Source organism: Pseudomonas sp. Marseille-Q7302 (assembly GCF_965111925.1).
On record NZ_CBCOPK010000001.1, the window covers coordinates 46351 to 70027 of the forward strand.

General features: G+C 66.3%; 23 protein-coding genes. 9 read left to right on the forward strand and 14 right to left on the reverse strand.

What is annotated here, in order from left to right:
- Positions 1-98 precede the first annotated feature (98 nt).
- From ACWPW1_RS00235 to ACWPW1_RS00250, 4 genes are all read right to left on the reverse strand, one after another.
- The gene (locus tag ACWPW1_RS00235) at positions 99-1769 is read right to left on the reverse strand and encodes a Na/Pi cotransporter family protein (protein ID WP_271653448.1); all 1671 of its coding nucleotides are present in this window, start codon (positions 1767-1769) and stop codon (positions 99-101) included.
- 165 nt (positions 1770-1934) lie between these two features.
- Positions 1935-2687, reverse strand: coding sequence for a TerC family protein (locus tag ACWPW1_RS00240; protein ID WP_059316764.1), 753 nt, complete (start codon positions 2685-2687; stop codon positions 1935-1937).
- Between the two features lie 116 nt (positions 2688-2803).
- Positions 2804-4138, reverse strand: a complete 1335-nt coding sequence (locus ACWPW1_RS00245; protein ID WP_059316765.1) for a CitMHS family transporter — start codon at positions 4136-4138, stop codon at positions 2804-2806.
- 265 nt (positions 4139-4403) lie between these two features.
- Positions 4404-5321 carry a LysR family transcriptional regulator gene (locus ACWPW1_RS00250; protein ID WP_454252234.1) on the reverse strand — a complete coding sequence of 306 codons (918 nt, stop codon included), beginning with the start codon at positions 5319-5321 and terminating at the stop codon, positions 4404-4406.
- Between the two features lie 100 nt (positions 5322-5421).
- On the opposite strand from ACWPW1_RS00250, the gene ACWPW1_RS00255 reads away from it, so the two are divergent.
- Positions 5422-6174, forward strand: coding sequence for an SDR family oxidoreductase (locus ACWPW1_RS00255; RefSeq protein ID WP_454252235.1), 753 nt, complete (start codon positions 5422-5424; stop codon positions 6172-6174).
- A gap of 75 nt (positions 6175-6249) precedes the next feature.
- Here the strand turns inward: ACWPW1_RS00255 and ACWPW1_RS00260 are convergent, their stop codons facing one another.
- On the reverse strand, positions 6250-7152 hold the full coding sequence (locus ACWPW1_RS00260) for a homocysteine S-methyltransferase family protein (protein ID WP_454252236.1): 903 nt from the start codon (positions 7150-7152) through the stop codon (positions 6250-6252).
- A 101-nt stretch (positions 7153-7253) separates the two neighbouring features.
- Here ACWPW1_RS00260 and ACWPW1_RS00265 point away from each other — a divergent pair, with 101 nt between their 5' ends.
- The 5 genes from ACWPW1_RS00265 (at position 7254) to ACWPW1_RS00285 (ending at position 12784) form a co-directional block, all read left to right on the forward strand.
- Complete coding sequence (locus ACWPW1_RS00265; protein WP_454252237.1) at positions 7254-8075, forward strand: ABC transporter substrate-binding protein; 822 nt, start codon at positions 7254-7256, stop codon at positions 8073-8075.
- Entirely contained in the window at positions 8072-8878 is an 807-nt protein-coding gene (locus ACWPW1_RS00270) for an amino acid ABC transporter permease (protein ID WP_454252238.1), read from the forward strand. Before ACWPW1_RS00265 ends, ACWPW1_RS00270 begins: the two co-directional genes overlap by 4 nt.
- 136 nt (positions 8879-9014) lie before the next feature.
- A complete protein-coding gene (locus ACWPW1_RS00275) occupies positions 9015-9905 on the forward strand; it encodes an SH3 domain-containing protein (protein ID WP_454252239.1) in 891 nt (296 codons plus the stop codon).
- Positions 9906-9917: 12 nt separating this feature from the next.
- Positions 9918-11777: a hypothetical protein gene (locus ACWPW1_RS00280; protein ID WP_454252240.1), complete on the forward strand. Its 1860-nt coding sequence runs from the start codon at positions 9918-9920 to the stop codon at positions 11775-11777.
- On the forward strand, positions 11777-12784 hold the full coding sequence (locus ACWPW1_RS00285) for a hypothetical protein (protein WP_454252241.1): 1008 nt from the start codon (positions 11777-11779) through the stop codon (positions 12782-12784). Before ACWPW1_RS00280 ends, ACWPW1_RS00285 begins: the two co-directional genes overlap by 1 nt.
- A 9-nt stretch (positions 12785-12793) precedes the next feature.
- Here the strand turns inward: ACWPW1_RS00285 and pdxR are convergent, their stop codons facing one another.
- Entirely contained in the window at positions 12794-14209 is a 1416-nt protein-coding gene (gene pdxR, locus ACWPW1_RS00290) for a MocR-like pyridoxine biosynthesis transcription factor PdxR (RefSeq protein ID WP_454252242.1), read from the reverse strand.
- Between the two features lie 89 nt (positions 14210-14298).
- On the opposite strand from pdxR, the gene ACWPW1_RS00295 reads away from it, so the two are divergent.
- From ACWPW1_RS00295 to ACWPW1_RS00305, 3 genes are read left to right on the forward strand one after another with little or no spacing between them, the layout of a single operon-like run.
- Complete coding sequence (locus tag ACWPW1_RS00295; RefSeq protein WP_454252243.1) at positions 14299-14931, forward strand: FMN-binding negative transcriptional regulator; 633 nt, start codon at positions 14299-14301, stop codon at positions 14929-14931.
- 14 nt (positions 14932-14945) lie between these two features.
- Entirely contained in the window at positions 14946-15395 is a 450-nt protein-coding gene (locus ACWPW1_RS00300; protein WP_454252244.1) for an N-acetyltransferase family protein, read from the forward strand.
- On the forward strand, positions 15392-16063 hold the full coding sequence (locus ACWPW1_RS00305) for a GNAT family N-acetyltransferase (protein WP_454252245.1): 672 nt from the start codon (positions 15392-15394) through the stop codon (positions 16061-16063). Before ACWPW1_RS00300 ends, ACWPW1_RS00305 begins: the two co-directional genes overlap by 4 nt.
- A 4-nt stretch (positions 16064-16067) precedes the next feature.
- Here ACWPW1_RS00305 and ACWPW1_RS00310 read toward each other — a convergent pair whose 3' ends face one another.
- The 8 genes from ACWPW1_RS00310 to ACWPW1_RS00345 all read right to left on the reverse strand — a co-directional run bounded on the left by ACWPW1_RS00310 (position 16068) and on the right by ACWPW1_RS00345 (position 23618).
- Positions 16068-16502 (reverse strand): CBS domain-containing protein, encoded by a 435-nt coding sequence (locus ACWPW1_RS00310; RefSeq protein ID WP_017639179.1) that lies wholly within the window; start codon positions 16500-16502, stop codon positions 16068-16070.
- Positions 16503-16568: 66 nt separating this feature from the next.
- Positions 16569-17414, reverse strand: coding sequence for a metal ABC transporter permease (locus ACWPW1_RS00315; RefSeq protein WP_454252246.1), 846 nt, complete (start codon positions 17412-17414; stop codon positions 16569-16571).
- Positions 17414-18268 carry a metal ABC transporter permease gene (locus ACWPW1_RS00320; protein ID WP_454252247.1) on the reverse strand — a complete coding sequence of 285 codons (855 nt, stop codon included), beginning with the start codon at positions 18266-18268 and terminating at the stop codon, positions 17414-17416. Before ACWPW1_RS00320 ends, ACWPW1_RS00315 begins: the two co-directional genes overlap by 1 nt.
- Positions 18268-19029 (reverse strand): metal ABC transporter ATP-binding protein, encoded by a 762-nt coding sequence (locus tag ACWPW1_RS00325; RefSeq protein ID WP_454252248.1) that lies wholly within the window; start codon positions 19027-19029, stop codon positions 18268-18270. Before ACWPW1_RS00325 ends, ACWPW1_RS00320 begins: the two co-directional genes overlap by 1 nt.
- Complete coding sequence (locus ACWPW1_RS00330) at positions 19026-19919, reverse strand: metal ABC transporter substrate-binding protein (RefSeq protein ID WP_454252249.1); 894 nt, start codon at positions 19917-19919, stop codon at positions 19026-19028. The genes ACWPW1_RS00325 and ACWPW1_RS00330 overlap by 4 nt, the downstream gene beginning before the upstream one ends.
- 188 nt (positions 19920-20107) lie before the next feature.
- Complete coding sequence (locus ACWPW1_RS00335) at positions 20108-20239, reverse strand: hypothetical protein (RefSeq protein WP_323148292.1); 132 nt, start codon at positions 20237-20239, stop codon at positions 20108-20110.
- A gap of 147 nt (positions 20240-20386) precedes the next feature.
- The gene (gene oadA, locus ACWPW1_RS00340; protein WP_454252250.1) at positions 20387-22192 is read right to left on the reverse strand and encodes a sodium-extruding oxaloacetate decarboxylase subunit alpha; all 1806 of its coding nucleotides are present in this window, start codon (positions 22190-22192) and stop codon (positions 20387-20389) included.
- Between the two features lie 10 nt (positions 22193-22202).
- Positions 22203-23618 (reverse strand): acetyl-CoA carboxylase biotin carboxylase subunit, encoded by a 1416-nt coding sequence (locus tag ACWPW1_RS00345; RefSeq protein ID WP_059316784.1) that lies wholly within the window; start codon positions 23616-23618, stop codon positions 22203-22205.
- Positions 23619-23677 lie beyond the last annotated feature (59 nt).

Genomic DNA, 23677 nt, shown 5'->3' on the forward strand with positions numbered 1-23677 from the left:
TGGGCTTCGACGATGTCGCTGTCTCAGCCCAACCTACGGTCTATGACCGCGATAACCGAAACAGCCTCATCCACGAATCCCCGCGTCAAACCGCAGCCTCAAACCCCGCCCGACTCCTCGCGTCCCTCCACCGGCAGCTCGTGCTCGGTGGCGTAGCCGGCATCGGCCGCTTCCAGCACGCCGTGGGCGATGCTGCAGAACAGCGAATTGACCCGGCGCATGTCGCTGAGCAGCCCCAGGTGCAGGGAGCTGGTCTCGAAGCTCTCCACCACCTGCTGGTGCAGCCGCTCGACGTGGGCATGGGCATAGCGCCGCTCCAGCAGGCGGAAGCGCTGCTTGAGCCGACGCAGGCGCCGCGCCGCGTCCAGGTCGCCGGAGAGATAGACCGACAGGCACAGCTTGAGGCTGTCGACCAGCAACCGGTGCAGGGCGGTGAGTTCGTCCACGCCGGAGGCCGAGAAGGACCGCCGCGCGGCGATCTTCTTGCTCTCCACGTCACTGGCCATGCGCTCGATCAGGTCGGCGGCCTGCTCCAGGTTGATCGCCAGTTCGATGGTCTCGGCCCAGCGCCGGCTGTCGCGCTCGTCGAGGTCGTCGCGCGGCATCCGCGCCAGGTACAGCTTGATCGCCGTGTAGAGGGCGTCGACATCGTCATCGAGGCGGCGCACCTCGCGGGCCAGCTGCTTGTCGCCCGCGTTGATCAGCACCAGCAGGTGCTGCAGCATCTGCTCGATGACGTCGCCCATGCGCAACAGCTCGCGCGAGGCATTGGTCAGCGCCAGGGCTGGGGTATCCAGGGCGGCGGTGTCCAGGTGACGTGGCCGTAGAATGGTTTCGGCGCTGTCCTTGGCCGGCAGCATGGCGGTGCAGAAGCGCGCCAGGGGACCGGCCAGCGGCAGGAACAGCAGGCAGCGCACCAGGTTGTAGGCGACGTGGAAGCCGATCACCACCTCGGCGTCGTTGAAGTCATAGCCCTGCAGCCAGTCGGCCAGCAGGCCGATCCAGGGCAGCACCAGGATGCAGCCGGCCAGCTTGAACAACAGGCTGCCCACCGCCACCCGCCGCGCCTCGACGCCCTGCTTGGCGGCGCCCATCAGCGCCAGCACACCGCTGCCCAGGTTGGCGCCTACCACCAGGCACAGCGCTACCTTGAGCGAGATGACTCCCGAGCCGGCCAGGGTGGCGGTCAACAGCACCGCCGCCAGGCTGGAATAGGAAACCATGGCGAAGACGGCACCAGTCAGGGCATCGAGCAGCTGGTCACCGGTGAGCGAGGAGAACAGCACCTTGACCCCGGCCGCGTGGGTCATGGGCGACGCCGCTTCGACGATCAGCTGCAGCGCCAGGATGATCAGGCCCAGGCCGATGGCGACCCGACCGAGCTGGCCGGCGCGGGTCTGCTTGCGGCCGAGAAAGAACACCACGCCAAGAAAGATCAGCAGCGGCGACAGCCAGGACAGGTCGAAGGTCAGCACCCGGGCCATCAGCGCGGTGCCCACGTCGGCGCCCAGCATGATGGCCAGGGCTGGCGTGAGCGGCACCAGGCCCTGGGCGACGAAGGAGGTCACCAGCAGCGCGGTGGCGTTGCTGCTCTGTACCAGGGCGGTGACGGCGATACCGGAAAGAAAGGCCAGCGGCGTGCGCTGCATGCTGCGACTGAGCACCCGGCGCAGGCTGGCGCCGTACACCCGCAGGATGCCGGTACGGACGATATGGGTGCCCCAGACCAGCAGGGACACGGCGGATAGCAGATTGAGCAGTGTCAGCATCGTGGCGCCCTCCCGGCGCGTGTCCAAGAGCTCCTGGCGAGCTTGTCACAAAATCGTAATGACCGTTCTGCACAGACGCACGAGCCCGAAGGCAGGGCACCTTCGGGCTCGTGGGGACTTGCTGGATTAGGCGGCGGAGAGCCGAGTGGGTTCCGCCGCGGCAGCTCAGATCTGCTCTTTGCGCAGCTTGACCGCTTCGCGGGCCTTGGCCTTGCCGCGCAGGCGGATGTTGATGGCTTCCACCGCCAGCGAGAAGGCCATGGCGAAGTAGACGTAGCCCTTGGGCACGTGGACTTCGAAGGCCTCGGCGATGAGCACGGTCCCGACCACGATCAGGAAGGACAGCGCCAGCATCTTCAGGCTCGGGTGCTTGTCGATGAAATTGCTGATGGCGCCGGCCGCCAACATCATCACCAGCACCGCGACGATGATCGCCGCCACCATGACCGGCACATGGCTGACCATGCCGACCGCGGTGATCACCGAATCCAGCGAGAAGACGATGTCGATGATGGCGATCTGGATGATGGTACCGATGAAGCCGCTGCCCTTCTTCTGGGGCGCGTCCTCATCCTGCTCTTCCTCGCCCTCCAGGCCGTGGTAGATCTCGGCGCTGCTCTTCCACAGCAGGAACAGGCCACCGAAGAAGAGAATGAGGTCACGCCCGGAGATGCCCTGGCCAAAGACGAAGAACAGGTCGGCGGTGAGGCGCATCACCCAAGTGATGGACAAGAGCAGCAGGATGCGGGTGACCATGGCCAGGGCCAGGCCGAAGAAGCGGGTCCGTGCCTGCATGTGCTTGGGCATGCGGCTGACCAGGATGGAGATCATGATGATGTTGTCGATGCCGAGGACGATCTCCAGGGCCGTCAGGGTAAAGAAGGCGACCCAGATTTCCGGGTTGGTCAGCCAGTCCATTGCAAATCCTCTTTTAGCTGAGACGCGCTCGGGCGCGCGCTCCAATGGAAAAGGCGCGTCAGGCGACGCGCCATTTTCGAACAGCCGGCAAGGCTAGTCGTACATTTGGTAAAACTCTAGCGGCTGTACAGCGGAAACACACCCAGTAACAAAGCACCGCCCAGCAGGAACATGCAGGTCACGGTCGCCCATTTCAGGGTGAAGCGCTGATGGTCGCCGAACTCCACCTTGGCCAGGCCCACCAGCAGGTAGGTCGAGGGCACCAGGGGGCTGAGCAGGTGCACGGGCTGACCGACGATGGAGGCCCGGGCGATCTCCACCGGACTGATGCCATAGGCCGCGGCGGCCTCGGCCAGCACCGGCAGCACGCCGAAGTAGAAGGCGTCGTTGGAGATGAAGAAGGTGAACGGCAGGCTGACCAGGGCGGTGATCACCGCCATGTACGGACCCAGGGCGTCCGGGATTATCGCCAGCAGGCCCTTGGACATGGCGTCGACCATACCGGTACCCGAAAGGATGCCGGTGAAGATGCCCGCGGCGAAGATCAACGAGACCACTGCCAGCACGTTTTCGGCATGGGCGGCGATGCGCTGCTTCTGCATGTTCAGGCAACGGTAGTTGACGGTCATGGCGATGCCGAAGGCGATCATGAACAGCACCGGCATCGGCAGCACGCCAACGATCAGCGCGGCCATCAGCGCCAGGGTCAGCAGGCCGTTGAACCAGCGCAGGTGCGGGCGGCGGGCCTCGGCGCACTGGGAGACGGTGACGTCGGCGCCTTCGGTCTCGCCGATCTGCAGGATGCCCAGGCGCGCGCGCTCGCTGCGGCCATAGAGGTAGGCGAGGAAGAACAGCCAGGCGATCGCCAGCAGCATGGGCGCGATCATGGGCACGAAGACGTCGGCCGGATCCACGTGCAGGGCACTGGCGGCGCGGGCGGTCGGACCACCCCAGGGGGTCAGGTTCATCACGCCACTGGAGAGCAGCATCAGGCAGGTCATGATCAGCGGATTCATGCCCAGGCGCTTGTACAGCGGGAACATGGCCGCCACGCAGATCATGTAGGTGGTCGAGCCGTCGCCATCCAGGGAGACCACCAGGGTCAGGAAGACGGTGCCCATGGCCACCTTGAGCGGATCGCCCTTGACCAGCTTGAGGATCCAGCGCACCGCCGGGTCGAACAGACCGGTGTCGATCATCACGGCGAAGTAGAGGATCGCGAACAGCAGCATCACGCCGGTGGGCGCCAGCTTGCGGATGCCGTCGAGCATCATCGGGCCGAGGGCGTCGAGCTTGACGCTGCCGAGGCTGGCGAATTCGCTGGACAGCGCCCAGGCCAGCACGGCGAAGGCGATCGGCACCATGGTCAGGGCGATCAGCGGAGACAGGCGCTTGGTCATGATCAGGTACATGAAGGTCATGACCATGGCGAAGCCGAGGAAAGTCAGCATGGGAATACCTCTGAATTTTCGCGAAGAAAAGGAAGGTTCAGCCGCGGCGCAGTGGCGCGGTGAGGGCGAAAATCCAGGGGAGACGGGCGTGCGGGGACGCTTGGAGGGACAGGTACGGCATGGCAAGGATCCTGGTTATTTTTGTAGGACGGCACCCGCTCACGGAGGCGGGTCTTGAACGGATCCTATGAGTTCAACCTTTCGCCAGCCTTGCGTGGCGAAAGGCGGATGTTGCGGGATGTCACGAAGCCGACACGGAGGGGTGCTAACTGCCCCGCTGCCATTCCGGAGCGCTCAGGTGCTCGACGAAGAAGTCGAGCAGGACCTGGATCTTGGTGGGCCGGCTGCGCGCCGAGGGGGTCACGAAATAGAGGCCGCCACGGGTCAGGTGCCAGTCCGGTAGCAAATGCACCAGCCGGCCATCGGCCAGGTAGTCGTTGGCGATGAATTCCGGCAACTCGGCGATGGCCATGCCTTCCAGCAGGACCGGCAGCAGGGCCTCGGAATTGGTGACGCGCAGGGGGCCGCGGGGCAGCACGCTTTCCTCGCGGCCATCGTCCTGGGTGAAGCGCCACACCTGGCTGCGCGCCCGGTAGGCGTAGCTCAGGCAGGCATGTTCGTTCAGCTCCTGCGGATGTCTTGGGCGACCGTGGCGCTCGACATAGGCTGGCGCCGCCACCAGCCGCTGACTGACCGCGCAGAGACGCCGGGCGACCAGCGAGGAGTCGGGCAAGGCGGCGATGCGCAGGGCGGCATCGAAGCCCTCCGCCACCAGATCCACGGTGGCATCGGACAGGTGCAGATCCACCGTGAGCTGGGGATAGCGACGCAGCAGCTCAGGCAGCAGCGGCGCGACCCAGCGCAGGCCGAAGGCCATGGGCACCGCCAGCCGCACCTGGCCGCGCGGCTGCACGGCGCGTGCCTGGGCGGCGCTTTCGGTCGCCTCCGCCTGCCGGTAGAGATCGCCGGCCTGGGCGACCAGCTCGTGGCCGAATTCGGTCAGCGCCAGCTGTCGCGAGGTGCGATTGAACAGCCGTCCGCCCAGGCGCTCTTCCAGGCGCGTCACCGCTCGCGACACCGTGGCCACCGACACCCCCAATACCCGCGCCGCGGCGGCGAAGGAGCCCTCCTCGGCGACCTTGGCGAACATCGCCAAGCCTTCGAAATCCGGCAATCTGCTCATTTCATTCCTGCAACGATGACTTGCCAATCATTCTATTTTGCAGAAAAGCCAGGGTCGATAGGCTGACTCCACCTGATCACAACCACTCGGAGATTCAGCCATGACCCTCAAGCTCGCAGACAAGATCGCCCTCGTCACCGGCGCAACCAGCGGCATCGGCCTGGCCGCCGCCACGCTCTTCGCCCAGCAGGGCGCCCACGTCATTCTCACCGGCCGGCGGCAGGCGGAACTGGATGCCGCGGTCCCCCAGGTCGGCAACGCCACCGGCATCGCCGTGGACTCCTCGCGTCTGGACCAGCTCGATGCCCTCTATGAGCGCATCCGCCGTGAGCACGGACGCCTCGATGTGCTCTACGTCAACGCCGGGGGTGGCAGCATGCTGCCGCTCGCCGAGGTGACCGAAGCCCACTACGACGACACCTTCGATCGCAACGTGAAGGGAGTGCTATTCACCGTGCAGAAGGCCCTGCCGCTGCTGGCGGACCATGCCTCGGTGATCCTGGCCGGTTCCACCGCCGCCACTACCGGCACCCCGGCCTTCAGCGTCTATGGTGCCTCCAAGGCCGCCGTGCGCGCCTTCGCCCGCAACTGGATCCTGGAGCTGCAGGGGCGCGGCATTCGTATCAATACCCTGAGTCCGGGCGCGACTCGTACCCCGGGCCTGGTGGAACTGGCCGGGCCGGATGCCGCCCAGCAGCAGGGCCTGCTGGACCACCTGGCCACCCAGATACCCCTGGGCCGCGTCGGCGAGCCGGAAGAGATCGCCAAGGTCGCCCTGTTCCTGGCTTCCAGCGACTCCAGCTTCGTCAACGGCGCCGAGCTGTTCGCCGACGGCGGCCAGGCGCAGATTTGAATGGCACCTTGCAGCAAGAAAAAAGCGGACAGCGCTCGGGGCGCGGTCCGCTTTTTTACTGACTGAACGCGGGCGTCAGCCGCGCAGTCGCTGGTCGAGCACGGCGATGTGTTCCGGGCCGATGCCGCAGCAGCCGCCGATCAGGCTCGCCCCGCGTGCCTGCCAGTCCTGGGCGAAGCTCAGGTAGCCGGGCGGGTCCAGGTCCGGGCGCAGGGGGTCGAGGCCGTCGTTGGCGGTGGCCTCTTCCGGCTGGGGTGGGAAGGCATTGGCATAGGCGCCGAAGGGAATCTCGACACCCGCCGTGGCGAACGTCGCCCGCGCGGTATCCAGCGCCGCGGCCATCACCTCGGGCTGACTGCAATTGAACAGCAGCGCCCCGGCGCCCAACTCCACGGCCAGTTGCGCCGCCTCGGCCACCGGTTCGCTGGATCTCAGGCGCGGTACCTCGTCGACGTCTTCGTCCTTCAGGGTAAAAGACAGCCACAGCGGCTTGCCGTCATCCGGCAGCCCGGCGGCGATGGCGCGCACCTCGGCCAGGGAGCTCTGGGTTTCCGCCAGCCAGAGATCGACATGGGGCGCCAGTCCGCGAATCAGCGGCTGCAGCACCTCGTCCACCCGCTCCGGCTCGAACAGATCGGGGCGATAGGAGCCGAACAGCGGCGGCAAGGAGCCCGCTACCCGCACCGGCCGCCCGCTGGCCACCACGGCCTGCCGCGCCAGCTGGCCGGCTCGTGCCGCCAGGGCCTCGCCTTCGGCGGCGAAACGCGCCTCGCCGATATGGAAGGGCACCACCGCATAGCTGTTGCTGGTGATCACCTGGGCGCCCGCCTCGATATAGGCGCGGTGTACCGCTTCCACCTGCTCCGGCGCCTCGCTCAGCGCCAGGGCCGACCATTCCGGCTGGCGAAAAGGCGCACCTCGTCGCTGCAGTTCGCGCCCCATACCACCATCGAGAAGAACAAGATTCATGTTGGCCATATAGCTATTTCACTTTTCCTTATAACCAAAACAGAGTTCAATATCGGTTCTCATATCTCTCTAATACCAGGCCCTCTTTCCCTTTGCAAAGGACGCCCTCCATGAGAACCGCTCTGCTATCGGCCCTCGGGCTGACCCTGGCGCTGGTCGCCACCTCGGCCTCGGCCGGCGCCACCCTCGACCGCATCAAGGCCAAGGGCGAGCTGGTCAATGTGCTTATGGAGAGCTATCCGCCATTCTCCCAACTCAATGCCCAGAACCAGCTGGAAGGCTTCGACGTCGACGTGGCCAAGGCGGTGGCCGACAAGCTGGGCGTCAAGCTGCGCCTGGAAACCCCCTCCTGGGACGTGATCGCCGCCGGCCGCTGGAGCGGTCGCTACGACGTCTGCATCTGCTCCATGACGCCCAGCCAGGCACGCGCCCAGGTGTTCGATTTCCCGGTCGACTACTACGCCTCGCCCGCGGTGATCGTGGTCAACGCCGGTGACGACCGCATCCACGGCGCCAAGGACCTTTCCGGCAAGAAGGTCGGCGTCACCAGCGCCTCTTCCTACGAGAGCTACCTGAACAAGGACCTGACCATCGAAGGCCAGGAAGACCAGCCGTTGAGCTACCCCTTTGACCAGGTGCAGGTGGTGCCCTTCCCCGACGACAACGTCGCCTTCCAGGACCTGGGCCTGGGCGCCGGCAAGCGGCTGGACGCGGTGCTGACCAACCTGGTGACCGCCCAGCCGCGCCTCGCTCAGGACAGCAAGTTCAAGCTGGCCGGCGCACCCCTCTATGCCGAGCCCAACGCCGTGGCCATCGAGAAGGGTGACCCGGAATTCGCCGCCAAGCTGCGCGAGATTATCGAGGGGCTGCGCCAGGATGGAACCCTCAAGCGGATCTCCGACAAGTGGATCGGTGCCGACATCAGCCAATGAGCCAGTTACCGCCCCCGGTCGAATCGCGTCCGCTGCTGAGCTTTCGTACCCGTGTCTGGCTGACCTGGCTGGCGCTGCTGGCCGGGGGCGTGTTCTTCGTGCTCGGTTTCGACCTGAAATTCGCCACCGTCTGGCCGCGCCTGCCCAATCTGGTGGGCTGGCGCCTGGGCCCCAACGGCTTCCTGCAGGGCGCGGCGCTGACGCTGTTCCTCAGCCTCAGCTCCATCCTGGTGTCGGTGCTGCTCGGCTTCGCCGCGGCCCTGGCGCGGCTGTCGTCCAGCGCCCTGGCCTATGGCGTGGCGACCTTCTACGCCTCCTTCTTTCGCGGCACCCCGCTGCTGATCCAGATCCTGCTGATCTACCTGGGTCTGCCGCAGATCGGCGTGGTCCCCGGCGCCATCAGCGCCGGCATCCTCGCCCTGTCACTGAACTATGGCGCCTACCTGAGCGAGATCTTTCGCGCCGGCCTGCTTGGCGTTCCCACCGGTCAGCGCGAGGCGGCCCTGGCCCTGGGTCTGTCGCCCCGGGTGATCTTCTGGCGTGTCACCCTGCCCCAGGCCATGCGCAGCATCATCCCGCCGACCACCAGCCAGTTCATCTCCATGCTCAAGGACTCCTCCCTGGTCTCGGTGATGGGTGTCTGGGAGGTGATGTTCCTCGCCCAGTCCTATGGCCGCTCCAGCTATCGCTATCTGGAAATGCTCACCACCGCCGCAGTGCTCTACTGGCTGATGTCCCTTGCCATGGAGTTCATGCAGTCGCGCCTGGAGCGGCATTATGGGAAGGCGTATCGGGGGCATTAGGGCCTTTCGCTGCGCCTTCTAGGCCATGCTAGCCCTTTGATGCCAAACCCGCTTTCAGTGAATCAGGTCACAACATCTCTGGAGCAAGCCTCTACCATTCCCTCCTCCTAAATTTTCGCTTCGGAAAGGACTCGTTATGAAGCCTCGTCATCGCCTTGCCGTTCTCTGCCTCGGTGGCAGCCTCGCCGTCACCGGCTGCTCCAACATGTCGCAGAACGAATGGCTCAACCAGGAAAACGTCGGCACCGTGGTCGGTGCGGCGGCCGGCATCCTCATCGGCAGCCAGATCGGTGGTGGCAGTGGCCGTACCGCCGCCATGCTGGCCGGCGCCCTCGCCGGTGGCGCCCTGGGCAAGACCCTGGGCGCCAAACTCGACCAGCGTGATCGCGAGACCCTGGCCGTGCAGACACAAAAGGCACTGGAGCACGCCCAGGATGGTCAGGTGACGACCTGGACCTCCGACCACAGCGGCGCTACGGCCCGCATCGTGCCGGTGGCAACCGAGACCGAAGCCCGTCAGGTGGCGGTCAAGCGCACGCCCAAGGTGCAGAAGGTCGAGCAGCTGACCCTGCTCAACAAGCCCTATCAGTCGATCAAGTCGGCCAACCTGCGCGCGGCACCCAATGACAGTGCCGACAAGGTCGGCGGGCTGCCTACGGGTACGCGCTTCACCGCCTTGGGCCGTACCGGCAACGACTGGATCGCGGTGGGCCGCAAGGGCGTGACCATCGGCTACGTCTATGCGCCTTTGGTAGCTCCGGCGACCTCTACCTCCGTGGCGACGGCAGGCAAGACCAAGGCCCAACCAGCGCCTGCGGTGGATCTGGACACCCTGGACGTGGCCAGCGCCAAGCAGCAGGGCGTGGACCTCGATGCGGCCGATCTCGATGCCGCGCCGGTGCAGGACAAGGTCGCCGCCAAGACCACCTGCCGTACCCTGAACTACAGCCTGAGTCAGGGCGGCCAGCAGGATCAGCAGACCACCAAGGCCTGCCAGGCCGCTGACGGTGCCTGGGAACTGATCTAAGGAAGGATGACCATGAAACCCACCCTGCTGGCCCTGACGCTGCTGGCCACGGCCACGGCTGCCCAGGCTGAAAGCACCCGCCTCGCCTACTCCAAGGCCGAAGAGGTCGAGGTCTTCGTCGATCACGCGGCGGCGGCCTGGTGCGCGCCCGACCTGGCGCTGCGCTTCGTCTATGGCAAGCCCGCCGAGGCTGCGGCCGTCGAACGCCTGATGCCCAAGATCGGCGCTTTGCTCGGCAAACAGTGCGACCAGGCCGAGCGCCTGACCTGGACGGCGACCGGTAACACTGACGCCCGACTGAACGGAACGGCTACCAAGGCCACGGCCTGGGCGGCGCAGGTACAGAATTCGGCTGCCGTCGTCGCAGCTCCTGCCCCGGCCCCGGCCCCTGTCGAACCGCCCAAGGCGCCCGCTGCTGCGGCGCCTGAGACTGCCAGGCCCGCCACTCCTCCAGTAGTCCCAAAGGCACCGGCACCCGCAGCTCCGCCGGCCCCGGTCGCTGAATCGGTACCTGTCGCGCCGGCCAAGGTCGAGCTTGCACCTGCACCTGCACCTGCACCTGCGGCAGCCAAGGAGCCTGCCGGTCAAATCGCCACCGATTTCGATGTCGCCGGCTGGCGCCCTGGGGATGGCGAAGCCGAACTCGCCAAGAGCGACTTCATCACTACTCTCAAGGATGGCCAGGGTTGCGCCTTCCGCGTCCCCTTCAAGGCCGAGGAAGACAGCCGCTACCTGCAGGTCCGCTCCAGCGGCATCCGTTGCGAGAACGGCCTGGCCCAGGGCGAGGGTGAACTCGCCGTGGAGCGAAGCGATGGCAAGCAATTGCAGCGCTGGAAGGGCTTCTTCCTCAACGGACTGCCGCTGGACAAGCCCTTGCCGCCGCTGCGCTTTGTCGGCTTCGATAGCCAGAAGCAGGCTCTATTCCTGCTGGCCAGCGATCCGGTGACTGCCAGCTACAGCCTGCTGCGTCTCGGCTACAGCTATCGCGGCCAGTGGTCGATCAGCAGTCCGGATGTACTGTTCGTGACCGGCAACAGCGAACAATTCCGTCAGCTCGACCAGATCCGTCCCATCATTTCCAAGACACAGCAACAGCTCGACGCGCTGGGTACGATGGTCCCGCACTTCACCTTCCTGGCCGTGCGCGACTTCACCAAGGGTATCTTTCCCCGCCCCTGGAACAGCAACGAATCCAGCCAGGACTTCTGGCTGTATCGCGTCAATGTCGACCGCAACTGGCGCAGCAAGGCCTGGCAGTTCAGTCCCGAGCAGGCCACCAACTACCTGTTCATGTGGGATGAGAAGCAGGCACGCCAACGCGAGCAGGCCGCACGCGAGCGTGAGCGCGAAGCCCAGCAGGCACGGATGCAGCAGGCGTTCCGTGCCCGTGATCAACTCGCCACCTACGAGCGCCTGACCCAGGAAGCGCGCAGCAATCCACAGGCGCTGCTGGCTCGCCAGGTCAACGACGTGCGCTATACCCCAGGCGGCGGTGGTGGCTATGCCGCCCTGGTCGGGGGCGAGACCCGACCGGTACGCCTGATCGCCAGGGTCACCAGGACGAATAGCGACGGCTGGACCCTCGACTATCCCTATCCGATCCAGGCGCAGGTACCGGCCGGCATCCCGTCCAAGACCGGCTGGTATGTCCTGAGCGGCACCCTGCAGCTCGATCCGAAGGCGCGTGACGCCGACGACCTGCCCCTGACGCACCTGACGGCCAAGGTCGTGCAGCCCTGCACCAGCGAAGGCTGCAGCGACCTGCGCGATCCCCTGGCGCTGGCACGGGTGCAATTCGAGGACCCCGCCTGGACCCCCGAGGCGGCCCGCCAACAGCTCAAGGATGCCGGTCTCGGCGAGGAGCGCTTCTGATGAAACGGACTCTCAACGTCAAACTCTTGGCCGGTGCGGCACTGGTCGTGGTGGTCGGGGGCTATTTCGGTCTCAAGGCCTACGCCGCTCATGTCGCTGATGGACGTCTGCGCGACTGGCTGTTCGAACACCGCCTGCAGGACAAGATCAGCTGGCAGTCGCTGTCCTCCTCACCGCTGGGCGGCACGATCAAGCTGCACGAGGTGCGCATCAGCGATGGTCCGAGCATCGCCCAGCTGACCCTCTCCGCCCTCAAGGACGAACCCGCCCACCGCCGGGCCGATGTCCAGTTCGAAGGCGTGGCTTTTCCGCCCGACGCCAAGGGGCGCTCGACGGCGCTGCACCTGCCCCTGGTTGGTGGTCTGCTGCTCGCCAGCGGACGTGCAGAACTGGCGCCCTTTTCCGGCCGGCTGAAATGGAACGTCGAGGATGAGCTGGCGGACATCGGCCTGACCCTGGACCTGCCGGAGCTGCTGGACGTGGATGCGAGCCTGTCACTGGCTCAGGTCCGCCGCCTGGCCGAAGACCTGAGTGATATGGCCGAAAATGGCCAGCAGGTGGGCCAGCGCGGTCTGCTGTCATCCTTCGGCATACTGGGCAAGCTGCAGCAGAGCGCGCAACGCGCCGAGCTCAAGGGCTTGCAGGTGGATGTCACGGATCAGGGCTACTTCAAGCGCAGCCTGGCCCTGACCCGCCGATATCTGCCGCTCGACCCTACTGCGGGCGACTTCGACAAGCAGCGTGACCGGGCCCTGGCCGCCGCGCACCAGCAGCAGCGCGATGACTGCCTGCAGGACTTCCAGAACCTGGGCACGCGCGGCAAGGATCTCTGCAAGGCTCTGGTCGATCTGGCCTCTGGCGAAGAAGACGGTCTGCGGGTAAGCCTTGCGCCCAAGGAACGCGTGCGTCTGAGCGACACCCTGGAAGTCGCGCTGACCGCGGCCCTGGATCCCGCTGGCGCCGCCGGTCTGCTGGACCGCCTCAACCTGGAGTCGAAAAGCCTCTGACGGCAGCGCTCAGGTCCAGGCCCCCCGCAGCCTGGCCAGCGCCTCGACGATCCGCGCCTCCGGCACCGCCGCGAAGCCCGCCACCAGTCCGGCGCGGGCGTCGGGCGGGGTCGAGCCTTCGGGCAGCCAGTAACGCGACAGGGCATTGAGCTCTACCCCAACCGCGGCGGCCCGGGCTACCAGGTCGGCTTCGCGGGCGAGGCTGGCGACCGGCAGGCACAGGTGCAGGCCGGCCACCGGCACGCCCGGCGTGGCGCAGCCGGCGACTTCGGGCCAGCCGGCCAGCAGGGCATCGCGGCGGCTACGCGCCGCGCGTCTCATGCGCCGAATGTGGCGCTGGAAATGGCCCTGTTCGATGAAATCGGCCATGACCGTCTGGGTGGCGCTGTCGAGATGGCGGATGCCGGCCCGTTGCAGCTCCAGCAGCGCCGGCACCAGCGCGGGCGGGGCCACCAGATAGCCCAGGCGCAGGCCGGGAAAGGCGATCTTGGAAAAGGTGCCGACATAGAGCACCCGGCCGTGACGATCCAGCGCGGCCAGGGGTGCCAGGGGCGCGCCCTGGTAGCGGTATTCGCCGTCGTAGTCGTCCTCGACGATCCAGCCGTCGGCCTGCTGCGCCCAGTCCAGCAGCGCCAGGCGGCGCGGCAGGGACAGTACCGCGCCGGTGGGATACTGGTGCGACGGGGTGACATAGACCAGCCGGCAGTCCGGCAGCCCTGCCAGCTGCTCCACCACCAGCCCGGCCCCATCCACCGCGACCCCCTGCAATCGCGCCCCGCCACTCCGCAAGGCCAGGCCCGCGGCGCGATAGCCGGGATCCTCCATGGCCGCCCGGGCTCCGGGCGCCAGCAACAGCCGGGCGCAGAGTTCGATGGCCTGCTGGGCGCCACTGGTGATGAGGATCTGCTCGGGTGCGCAGACCAGGCCCCGCGCCTGGCGCAGGTAGGCGCTCAGCAAGCGCCGCAGGCGTAGTTCGCCGCCGGGTTCGCGATAGCCGAGCAGGGCCGGCTCGGGCTGGCGCCAGAAACGCTGCTGCAGCCGCGCCCAGGTGGCGAAGGGAAATAGATCCACCGCAGGCAGACCGACGCGAAAGGCGCACGGCGCGCCGGGTGGCACGCTGACTGGAGGCGCGGGCGTGGCCCTGACCGTGGTATCGGGAGCGGTCAGGACCTGGGTCACGGGCACGACATAGGTACCGTCGCCCGGGCGGCTGTCGAGAAAGCCCTCGGCCAGCAGCTGCTCGTAGGCCGCGGTCACGGTATTGCGCGACACGCCCAGCAGCCGCGCCAGTTCGCGACTGGCCGGCAGGCGCACCCCGGCGGCCAGCTCACCAGTCAGGATCCGCCCCCGCAGGCCCTGGTAAAGCTGGCGCGCCAGACCCTGGCCGGGCTCCAGCAACAGCCCCGACGGATCGAATCCCAGCATGGATTGGCACCCTGAAAGTTGCAGGAATTGGCTCTTACAGGGAGCCAAAGTCGACCTTAGCATGGCGAGACGTTGCTGGAGCCCTTGCCATGTACCCCAACCCCGCCTTCTGTTTCGATGACCTGCCCAGGCTGCACCAGCACCTGCGGGATCACGCCCTGGCGCTGCTGATCAGTCAGACCTCATCCGGTCCCCTGGTGAGCCATCTGCCGCTCTGGCTGGACCCCGACGAGGGCCCCCATGGCACCCTCTACGGCCATCTGGCGCGCAGCAATCCCCAGGCCCAGGCACTCGTCGCGGCGGGGCAGGTACTGGCGGTGTTCCAGGGTCCCCAGGCCTATGTCAGCCCGGCCTTCTATCCCGGCAAGGCCGAGCATGGCCGAGTAGTGCCGACCTGGAACTACCAGGCGGTGCACGCCCGTGGCAGCGTCGAGGTGTTCGATGATCCCGAGCGCCTGCTGTCTCTGCTTGAGCGCCTCACCGACCAGCACGAAGCCGGGCGCGCCCGGCCCTGGCAGGTTGCGGACGCGCCAGCGGATTATGTGCAGGGCATGCTGCGCGCCATCCGTGGTCTGCGCCTGCCGCTGGACAGCCTCCAGGGCATCGCCAAGCTCAGCCAGAATCGCACCGCTGCCGACCGTGAAGGCGTCCGCCAGGGTCTGGCCGCCAGCCCTGTACCCGGCGACCAGGCCCTGGCCGCCCTGATCACCCCTCCCACCTGATCTTGGAGCCACCCATGACCATCCGCCCCCTGAGCGAAGCCGATCATGCCGTCTGGCACGCGCTGTGGCAGGCCTACCTGGCCTTCTATGAAACCGTCCTGCCCGAAACCACCTATGCCCGCACCTGGGAGCGACTGCTCGATCCGAGCGAACCCGTCCATGGCGCCCTGGCCTGGGACGGCGAGCGGCCCCTGGGCCTGGTGCATTTCATCTATCACCCGTCCTGCTGGGCCGAGACCGACTACTGCTACCTGCAGGATCTCTATGTCGCCGAAGGCCATCGCGGCGGCGGCCTGGGCCGCGCCCTGATCGAGCATGTCTATGCCCGTGCCGAAGCGGATGGCTGCGACCGGGTGCACTGGCTGACCCAGGAAACCAACCAGGCGGGACGCCAGCTCTATGATCGCATCGCCACTCGCTCGGGTTTCATCCAGTACCGCCACCTGCTGGGAGACAGGCCATGACCACCCTCGACTGGACCCCGGCCCGCCTGCCCCAGCCGCGCCTGCTGCAAGGCCACCATGTGCGCCTGGAACCCCTGGATCCAGAGCGCCACGGTGCCGATCTCTGGCAGGCCCTGCACGACCAGGACCCGGCCCTGTGGGACTATCTACCCTATGGGCCCTTCACCGAGCAGGCCGCCTTCGCCACCTGGCTGGCAGGTCTCGCCGAGGGTCGCGATCCGCTGTTCTATGCCGTGGTGGATCCCCAGGACGGACGTGCTCTGGGTCAGCTCAGCCTGATGAGTATCGTCCCCGAACATGGCAGCATCGAGATTGGCCATGTCGCCTTTGGCGGACGTCTGCAGCGTACACCCCTGGCCACCGAAGCCTTTCACCTCCTGATGCAGGAGGCCTTCGCCCTGGGCTATCGCCGCCTGGAATGGAAGTGCGATGACGCCAATGCGCGCTCGAAGCGAGCCGCCGAGCGCCTGGGCTTCAGCCATGAAGGCCTGTTTCGCCAGCACCGGGTGGTCAAGGGCCGCAACCGCGACACCGCCTGGTTCAGCCTGCTGGATCACGAGTGGCCAGGTGTGGATGCTGGCTTCCAGCGCTGGCTGGCAGCAGAGAACTTCGATGCCGCAGGGCGCCAGCGGAGCGCCCTGGCCGTGACCGCCGGACATACCAGCTGAGGCATTACTCACCGCGGATGTAGCCCTCCAGATGGCGGATCAGCTCCGCCTGCTGCACGGTGGTCGCCTTGACCAGGTCACCAATGGACAGCAGACCGATCAGCTTGCCGTTACCCATGACCGGCAGGTGGCGCAGGTGGTGGTCGGTCATCATCTGCATGCAGTCACCCACGGTCTGCTGCGGCAGCACGATGATGACCGCCTCGGTCATGATCTCGCTGACCGGCGTCGCATAGGAGGAGCGCCCCTCTAGTGCCACCTTGCGTGCATAGTCGCGCTCGCTGACGATGCCCACCAGTTCGCCGTCGCGCATCACCGGCAGCGCCCCCACGTTCTTTTCCGCCATCAGCCGCAGGGCGTCGAGTACCCAGGCGTCCGGGGCGATGGTATAGACGTCCTGCTGGGTCTTGAGGGCAAGCAACTGGGCGACGGTTTTCATTGTAGTTCTCCTGATGGAAGGCGAGCGTGACCGGAAACGCCTGGCAGGGCCGGTCAGTCGATTACATCAGGCCACTTGAACGCCCTTGTCGCGCGAACGACGTCGATCCCGCCACAGGCGCCATGTCAGGGCCAGCAGGAAGCCAGCCGTCAGCAGTACCACCATGGTCGGTGCCGGTGCGCTGTCCCAGACCAGACTCAGGAGTACCCCGCCCAGGGCCGCCAGCACCGCCAGCGTCGTGGCTACCAGCAGCATCCAGCCAAAGGAGCGGGTCAACAGGAAGGCGGTGGCACCTGGGGCGATCAGCAGCGCCACCACGGGTACCATGCCCACTGCCTGCAGCGCGCCGACCACGGTTAGGGCGATGAGTCCGAGCAGGCCGTAGTGCAGCACATCCACCCGCAGGCCCAGCGCCCGTGCCTGGGCCGCGTCGAAAGCCAGCACCAGCAGGTCGCGCCAGCGGCAGGCCAGCGCCAGTACCACCAGGCCGGCGATCACCGCCATCTGCCAGAAGGCCTCCGGGGTCACGCCCAGCAGATCGCCGAGCAGGATGTGGTCCAGGTGCAGCTCGGTAGGCAGCCTGGCATGCAGCACCAGGCCCAGACCGAACATGCCGGAGAAGACCACGCCCATCAGGGTGTCCTGCTTCACCCGGCTGTGGCGTTTGAGATAGCCGGTCGCCAGGGCGCAGCCCAGCCCCGCGACAAAGGCGCCCACGACCAGGGGCGCCCCCAGCGCCGAGGCCAGCACCAGGCCGGGAAACACCGCGTGGGCGATGGCGTCGCCCAGCAGCGCCCAGCCCTTTAGCACCAGAAAGCACGACAGCAGCGCCGTCGGGACCGCTACCAGCACGGCCATCAACAGCGCCTGGCGCATGAAGTCGACTTCCAGGGTCAGCCGCAACCAGTCCATCAGCTGACTTCCGCGGTCCGCCGTGCCCGGCGCCGATTGGCCAGCAGGCCATGGCGGGGTGCCAGGACGAAGGCCAGTAGAAAGATCAGCGTCTGCAGGACCACCACGCAGCCACCGGTGGCGCCGTCGAGGAAGTAGCTGAGATAGGTGCCCAGCAGGCCACTGCCGACGCCGATGGCCACGCTGATCAGCACCACCCGCGAAAAGCGATCACTGAGCAGATAGGCCGTCGCCCCCGGCGTCACCACCAGGGCGATGACCAGAAAGGCGCCCACCGTCTGCATGGCCGCCACGGTGCTCAGCGCCAGCAGGGTGAAGAACAGCAGCTTGTAGCCGGTGGGATTGAGGCCACAGGCGCGCGCCTGGCCCTCGTCGAAGAACACCAGCAGGAGGTCGCGCCACTTGAGCACCAGCACCAGCAGGGAGACGGCGGCGATGATCAGCAGTTGGCGACTGGCGTCGGGGGTAATGGCCAGGATGTTGCCGAAGACGATGGTCTGGATGTCCACCGCCACCGGCGCCAGCGAGACCAGGAACAGCCCGCCGCCAAAGAAGGCGCTGAAGATCAGACCGATGATGACGTCTTCTTTCAGCCGGGTGTATTGCCGCAGCCCCAGCATGGCCCCAGCCGCCGCGCCGCCGGCGAGAAAGGCGCCCAGGGCCAGCGGCAGGCCGAGCAGATAGGCGCCAGCCACGCCTGGTACCACCGCGTGAGACAGGGCATCGCCGATCAGCGACCAGCCCTTGAGCATCAGGTAGGCGGAGAGGAAGGCGCACAGTCCGCCCACCAGCGCCGCCGCCCCCAAGGCATTTCTCATGTAGCCGTAGGCCAGCGGCTCCAGCAGCCCTTCCATCAGGCGCGCTCCCGCCGCAGAGGCTTTGGTCGGTCACTTTCGAACAGGCGCAGGGCGCCGCCAAAGGTACGCTCCAGGTTTTCTCGGGTAAAGACCTCGGCCGTCGGCCCCTCGGCCAGCACGGTGCGATCGAGCAAGACGGTGCGATCGCAGAAACGTTCGATGCTGGCCAGGTCATGGGTCGAGACCAGCATCGAGCGACCCTCGGCGCGCAGGGCCTGGAGCAGTTCGATGATGGCTCGCTCCGAGGTGGCATCCACCCCGGTGAAGGGTTCGTCCAGGAGGATCACCCGGCTGTCCTGGGCCAGGGCACGGGCGAGGAAGACGCGCTTCTTCTGGCCGCCGGAGAGTTCGCCGATCTGCCGCTTGCGCAGCTCGGTTAGCCCCACCCGGGCCAGGGCGGCGTCGACCGCCTGGTGGTCGGCCGCGCGCGCCAGCCGCAGGAAATTCATCCGCCCGTAGCGGCCCATGAGCACCACGTCCTCCACTCGTACCGGAAAGTCCCAGTCCACGTCTTCGCTCTGGGGCACGTAGGCGACGAGATTGCGCTTGAGCGCCTGAGCCACCGGCAGGTCATCGACCCGCACCTGACCGGTGCGCAGGGATACGAAGCCCATGATCGCCTTGAACAGGGTGGACTTGCCGCTGCCATTGACCCCCACCAGGGCGGTGATGGACCCGCTGGGCACCGTCAGGCTGGCCTCGCGCAGGGCGGTGTGGCCGTTGCGATAGGTCACGCTGACCCCGTCGAGGGCGATCATGGCGCCAGCCCCTGTACCAGGGTCTCGGTGGTCACTCGCAACAGGTCGAGATAGGTGGGCACCGGGCCGTCGGCGGCGCTCAGCGAATCCACGTAGAGCACCCCGCCATAGCGGGCGCCGCTCTCCCGCGCCACCTGCTCGGCCGGCGCGGCGGAAACGGTGCTCTCGCTGAAGACCGCCGGAATCCGCTCGGCGCGCACCGTCTCGATGACCCGGCGCACCTGCTGCGGCGTACCCTGCTGGTCGGCATTGATCGGCCAGAGATAGAGCTCCTTCAGGCCCAGGTCACGCGCCAGATAGCTGAAGGCGCCCTCGCTCGATACCAGCCAGCGGCGCTCGGCGGGAATCGCCTGCAATTGCTGGCGCAAGGGGTCGAGGGTAGCGGTGATGCGCGCCTTGTAGGCGTCGGCATTACGCCGGTAGGTGTCGGCCTGGGCCGGATCGTGCTCGACCAGGGCATCGCGAATGTTGTCGACGTAGATCAAGGCCGCCTGGGGTGACATCCAGGCATGGGGGTTGGGCTTGCCGGCATAGGGCCCCTGGGCGATGGCGATGGGCTCGATACCCTGGGAGACCACCGCGCGGGGCACGTCTTTCATGCGGCCGAAGAAGCGCTCGAACCAGACTTCGAGATTCAGGCCGTTCCACAGCACCAGCTGGGCGTCACGCGCCTTGAGCAGATCGCCTGGCGTGGGCTGGTAGTTGTGGATCTCGGCGCCGGGCTTGGTGATGGATTCCACCTGGGCGGCGTTACCCGCCACATTGCGCGCCATGTCGGCGATCACCGTGAAGGTGGTGACCACCTTGAAGGGTTCCGCCGCCTGGGCAGCGTTGCCCAGCAGCAGTCCCAATAGACCCGCCAGGGTCCAGCGTCTCGTCTTCTCTAGCATTCGGCCCGCCTCTCGGTGGTTTATAGCCTTGGCTAAATTAGATAGCACACCCTATCAAGCGTGCAGCGAGACTTTGTAACCTGGGATGAGGACGTGCTTTAGCGACACGAACAGGGGAAGGCGCCTCGCCAGAACGCACGCGAGACGCTGCGGTAGGGCCGAGCAGCCCTGGCCCGATAGGTAGAAGATCAGTGCGCGGCGTGCACCAGGACGCCGTGCGAACGCTCGGGCTGGGTCTCCAGCGGGCGACGTTCGGCGTGCCCGTCGAGCAGCTTGTCCAGTAGTCCACGCAGAGCACGTCTTTTCAGATCTTTCAGCATCGCGAATCCTCCCGGGATCGTTATAGCCTTGGCTATATTAAATAGCAGACCCTATCGGAAGGCGTTAGTGCTTTTTATCAATCGAGTGGATAGAAACCGCCCATAAAAAAGGGGACCCGCAGGTCCCCGAGGGAAATCAAAGTGATCTCAGCCTTCGATTTCAATCAAGACTTCACCCGGATTGACCCGGTCGCCCTTGGCCACCCGTACCGCGATGACGGTACCGGCGATGGGTGCCTGGATCTCGGTTTCCATCTTCATGGCTTCGGTGACCAGCACACCCTGCCCGGCCCTGACCTGGTCGCCTTCCTTGACCAGCACCTCGACGATGTTGCCTGGCATGGTGGTGCTGACGTCGCCCGGACGCTCCGCCTGGCGCCGCCGCTGACCGCCCTCGGCGACGAAGTCGCCGCTGGCTTCGAACACCACCTCTTCCGGCACGCCGTCGATGGAGAGGTAGAAGTGCCGCTTGCCCTCGCTCTTGAGGCCGATACCGGTGATGTCCACCTGGTAGGTCTCACCGTGTACGTCGACGCTGAAGGCGGTCGGTACACCCTGACCACCGACCGCCGCCACGCCATCGGCCGACGGCATGGGCAGCAGGGCTTCCGGTACCAGGGTGCCGGCCGCACGCTCCTCGAGAAACTTGCGCCCGATGTCGGGGAACATGGCGAAGGTCATCACGTCTTCTTCGCTCTTGGCCAGGTCGCCGATCTCAGCACGCAGTCGCGCCAGCTCGGGGCTGAGCAGATCGGCCGGGCGTACCTCGATGACTTCTTCCTGGCCGATGGCCTGCTTGCGCAGCTGCTCGCAGATGGTCCCTGGTGCCTTGCCGTAGCGGCCCTGCAGGTAGAGCTTCACCTCGTTGGTGATGGTCTTGTAGCGCTCACCCGCCAACACGTTGAAGAAGGCCTGGGTGCCGACGATCTGCGAGGTCGGGGTCACCAGGGGCGGATAGCCCAGGTCCTGGCGTACCCGCGGGATCTCTTGCAGCACCTCGTTCATGCGATTGAGGGCGCCCTGCTCGCGCAGCTGGTTGGCCAGGTTGGAGATCATGCCGCCCGGCACCTGGTTGACCTGTACCCGGGTGTCGACCCCGGTGAATTCACTCTCGAACTGGTGGTACTTCTTACGTACCGCATGGAAGTACAGGCCGATCTCCTGCAGCAGCTCCAGGTTCAGACCAGTGTCGTAGGGCGTGCCGCGCAGCGCCGCGACCATGGATTCGGTGCCCGGGTGGCTGGTGCCCCACGCCAGGCTGGAAATCGCCGTGTCGATGCGATCGGCGCCATTTTCCACCGCCTTGAGCTGGCACATGGAGGCTACCCCGGCGGTGTCGTGGGAATGCACCACCACATCCAGCGTCAGGGCCTCCTTGAGCGCCTTGACCAGCTCGCCAGTGGCATAGGGAGTAAGCAGGCCAGCCATGTCCTTGATGGCGATGGAATCCACGCCCAGGTCGGCCATGCGCCGTGCCTGGTCGACAAAGGCGCTCACGGTGTGCACCGGGCTGGTGGTGTAGCACAGGGTACCCTGGGCGTGCTTGCCGCTGGCCTTGACCGCGCGGATGGCGGTTTCCAGGTTACGCACATCGTTCATGGCGTCGAAGATGCGGAAGACGTCGATGCCGTTGGCCGCGGCGCGCTCGACGAAGGCCTCGACCACGTCATCGCTGTAGTGCCGGTAGCCCAGCAGGTTCTGCCCGCGCAGGAGCATCTGCAGCCGGGTATTGGGCAGCGCCTGGCGCAACTGGCGCAGGCGCTCCCAGGGGTCTTCCTTGAGGAAGCGCACGCAGGCGTCGAAGGTCGCGCCACCCCAGACTTCCAGCGACCAGTAGCCGACCTGGTCGAGCTTGGCGCAGATCGGCAGCATGTCTTCGGTGCGCATGCGGGTCGCCAGGAGCGATTGGTGGGCGTCGCGCAGGATGGTGTCGGTGATCTGGATGGTTTTCATTGTTCTGTCCTTACAGACCGGCATGGGCGGCGATGGCGGCGGCGATGGCGATGGCCAGGTGCGTCGGGTTGCGCTTGATCGAGTACTGGGTCAGCTCCGGATGGCTTTCCACGAAGCTGGTGTTGAAACGCCCGCTGCGGAATTCAGGGTCCCGCAGGATGGCCTCGTAATAGGGCGCGGTGGTCTTCACCCCCTGCACGCGCATGTCGTCCAGGGCGCGCAGGCCGCGATCCATGGCCTCTTCCCAGGTCAGTGCCCAGACGATCAGCTTCAGGCACATGGAGTCGTAGTACGGCGGGATCACGTAGCCGGTGTAGATGGCGGTGTCGGTACGCACCCCCGGCCCACCTGGCGCGTAGTAGCGGGTGATCTTGCCGAAGCTCGGTAGGAAGTTGTTCTTCGGGTCTTCGGCGTTGATGCGGAACTGCAGGGCGAAGCCGCGGTGCTGTACGTCTTCCTGGGCAAAGGACAGCGGCAGTCCGGAGGCGATGCGGATCTGCTCGCGAACGATGTCGATGCCAGTGATTTCCTCGGTGATGGTGTGCTCCACCTGCACCCGGGTGTTCATCTCCATGAAATACACCTCGCCCTCGGCGAGCAGGAATTCCACGGTACCGGCGTTCTCGTAGCCCACCGCCTTGGCCGCGCGTACCGCCAGATCGCCGATGTAGGCGCGCTGCTCGGGGGTCAGCTGGGGGCTGGGCGCGATCTCGATCAGCTTCTGGTTGCGTCTCTGGATGGAGCAATCGCGCTCGAATAGGTGCACGGTGTTGCCGTGGCTGTCGGCGAGGATCTGCGCCTCGATGTGCTTGGGATTGACGATGCACTTCTCGAGAAATACCTCGGCCGAGCCGAAGGCCTTGGTCGCCTCCGAAATCACCCGCGGATAGGCCTGCTCCAGCTCCTCGCGGGTATTGCAGCGACGAATGCCGCGACCGCCGCCACCGGACGTGGCCTTGAGCATCACCGGGTAGCCAAGGCGATCACCTTCGCGCAACGCCTCGGCGATATCCGCCACGTTGCCCTCGGTACCTGGGGTACAGGGCACCCCGGCGGCGATCATGCTGCGGCGCGCCTCGGTCTTGTCGCCCATGCGGCGGATGACCTCGGCGGACGGACCGATGAAGCGAATACCGCGCTGAGCGCAGATTTCCGCCAGTTCGGCGTTTTCGGAAAGGAAGCCATAGCCGGGATGGAGGGCATCGCAGCCGGTTTCCACGGCCAGGTTCACCAGCTTGCGCGGATTGAGATAACCCTCGAGCGGATCGCTACCGATGCCATGGGCTTCATCGGCACGTTTCACGTGGAGCGCTTGGCGATCGGCATCGGAATAGACCGCCACCGAGCGAATACCCATCTCGGCGCAGGCCCGTACGATACGCACGGCGATCTCGCCTCGATTGGCGATAAGTATCTTCTTGATCACACCTGGCTCCTTGTCTGCTGCAGCCTGCAGCCGCTTGTTATTGCCGGTGTCTCGAAGCT

What these genes read in the sequence shown, in the direction of transcription:
- ACWPW1_RS00260 (WP_454252236.1), bottom strand. Translation starts at nt 7,152, where the DNA reads ATGGCCAACATGAATCTTGTTCTTCTCGATGGTGGTATGGGGCGCGAA.
- ACWPW1_RS00300 (WP_454252244.1), top strand. Translation starts at nt 14,946, where the DNA reads ATGACCATCCGCCCCCTGAGCGAAGCCGATCATGCCGTCTGGCACGCG.
- ACWPW1_RS00250 (WP_454252234.1), bottom strand. Translation starts at nt 5,321, where the DNA reads ATGAGCAGATTGCCGGATTTCGAAGGCTTGGCGATGTTCGCCAAGGTC.
- ACWPW1_RS00235 (WP_271653448.1), bottom strand. Translation starts at nt 1,769, where the DNA reads ATGCTGACACTGCTCAATCTGCTATCCGCCGTGTCCCTGCTGGTCTGG.
- ACWPW1_RS00330 (WP_454252249.1), bottom strand. Translation starts at nt 19,919, where the DNA reads ATGCTAGAGAAGACGAGACGCTGGACCCTGGCGGGTCTATTGGGACTG.
- ACWPW1_RS00240 (WP_059316764.1), bottom strand. Translation starts at nt 2,687, where the DNA reads ATGGACTGGCTGACCAACCCGGAAATCTGGGTCGCCTTCTTTACCCTG.
- ACWPW1_RS00305 (WP_454252245.1), top strand. Translation starts at nt 15,392, where the DNA reads ATGACCACCCTCGACTGGACCCCGGCCCGCCTGCCCCAGCCGCGCCTG.
- ACWPW1_RS00265 (WP_454252237.1), top strand. Translation starts at nt 7,254, where the DNA reads ATGAGAACCGCTCTGCTATCGGCCCTCGGGCTGACCCTGGCGCTGGTC.
- ACWPW1_RS00275 (WP_454252239.1), top strand. Translation starts at nt 9,015, where the DNA reads ATGAAGCCTCGTCATCGCCTTGCCGTTCTCTGCCTCGGTGGCAGCCTC.
- ACWPW1_RS00280 (WP_454252240.1), top strand. Translation starts at nt 9,918, where the DNA reads ATGAAACCCACCCTGCTGGCCCTGACGCTGCTGGCCACGGCCACGGCT.
- ACWPW1_RS00325 (WP_454252248.1), bottom strand. Translation starts at nt 19,029, where the DNA reads ATGATCGCCCTCGACGGGGTCAGCGTGACCTATCGCAACGGCCACACC.
- ACWPW1_RS00295 (WP_454252243.1), top strand. Translation starts at nt 14,299, where the DNA reads ATGTACCCCAACCCCGCCTTCTGTTTCGATGACCTGCCCAGGCTGCAC.
- ACWPW1_RS00315 (WP_454252246.1), bottom strand. Translation starts at nt 17,414, where the DNA reads ATGGACTGGTTGCGGCTGACCCTGGAAGTCGACTTCATGCGCCAGGCG.
- ACWPW1_RS00320 (WP_454252247.1), bottom strand. Translation starts at nt 18,268, where the DNA reads ATGGAAGGGCTGCTGGAGCCGCTGGCCTACGGCTACATGAGAAATGCC.
- ACWPW1_RS00335 (WP_323148292.1), bottom strand. Translation starts at nt 20,239, where the DNA reads ATGCTGAAAGATCTGAAAAGACGTGCTCTGCGTGGACTACTGGACAAG.
- ACWPW1_RS00270 (WP_454252238.1), top strand. Translation starts at nt 8,072, where the DNA reads ATGAGCCAGTTACCGCCCCCGGTCGAATCGCGTCCGCTGCTGAGCTTT.
- ACWPW1_RS00285 (WP_454252241.1), top strand. Translation starts at nt 11,777, where the DNA reads ATGAAACGGACTCTCAACGTCAAACTCTTGGCCGGTGCGGCACTGGTC.
- ACWPW1_RS00310 (WP_017639179.1), bottom strand. Translation starts at nt 16,502, where the DNA reads ATGAAAACCGTCGCCCAGTTGCTTGCCCTCAAGACCCAGCAGGACGTC.
- ACWPW1_RS00255 (WP_454252235.1), top strand. Translation starts at nt 5,422, where the DNA reads ATGACCCTCAAGCTCGCAGACAAGATCGCCCTCGTCACCGGCGCAACC.
- pdxR (WP_454252242.1), bottom strand. Translation starts at nt 14,209, where the DNA reads ATGCTGGGATTCGATCCGTCGGGGCTGTTGCTGGAGCCCGGCCAGGGT.
- ACWPW1_RS00245 (WP_059316765.1), bottom strand. Translation starts at nt 4,138, where the DNA reads ATGCTGACTTTCCTCGGCTTCGCCATGGTCATGACCTTCATGTACCTG.
- oadA (WP_454252250.1), bottom strand. Translation starts at nt 22,192, where the DNA reads ATGAAAACCATCCAGATCACCGACACCATCCTGCGCGACGCCCACCAA.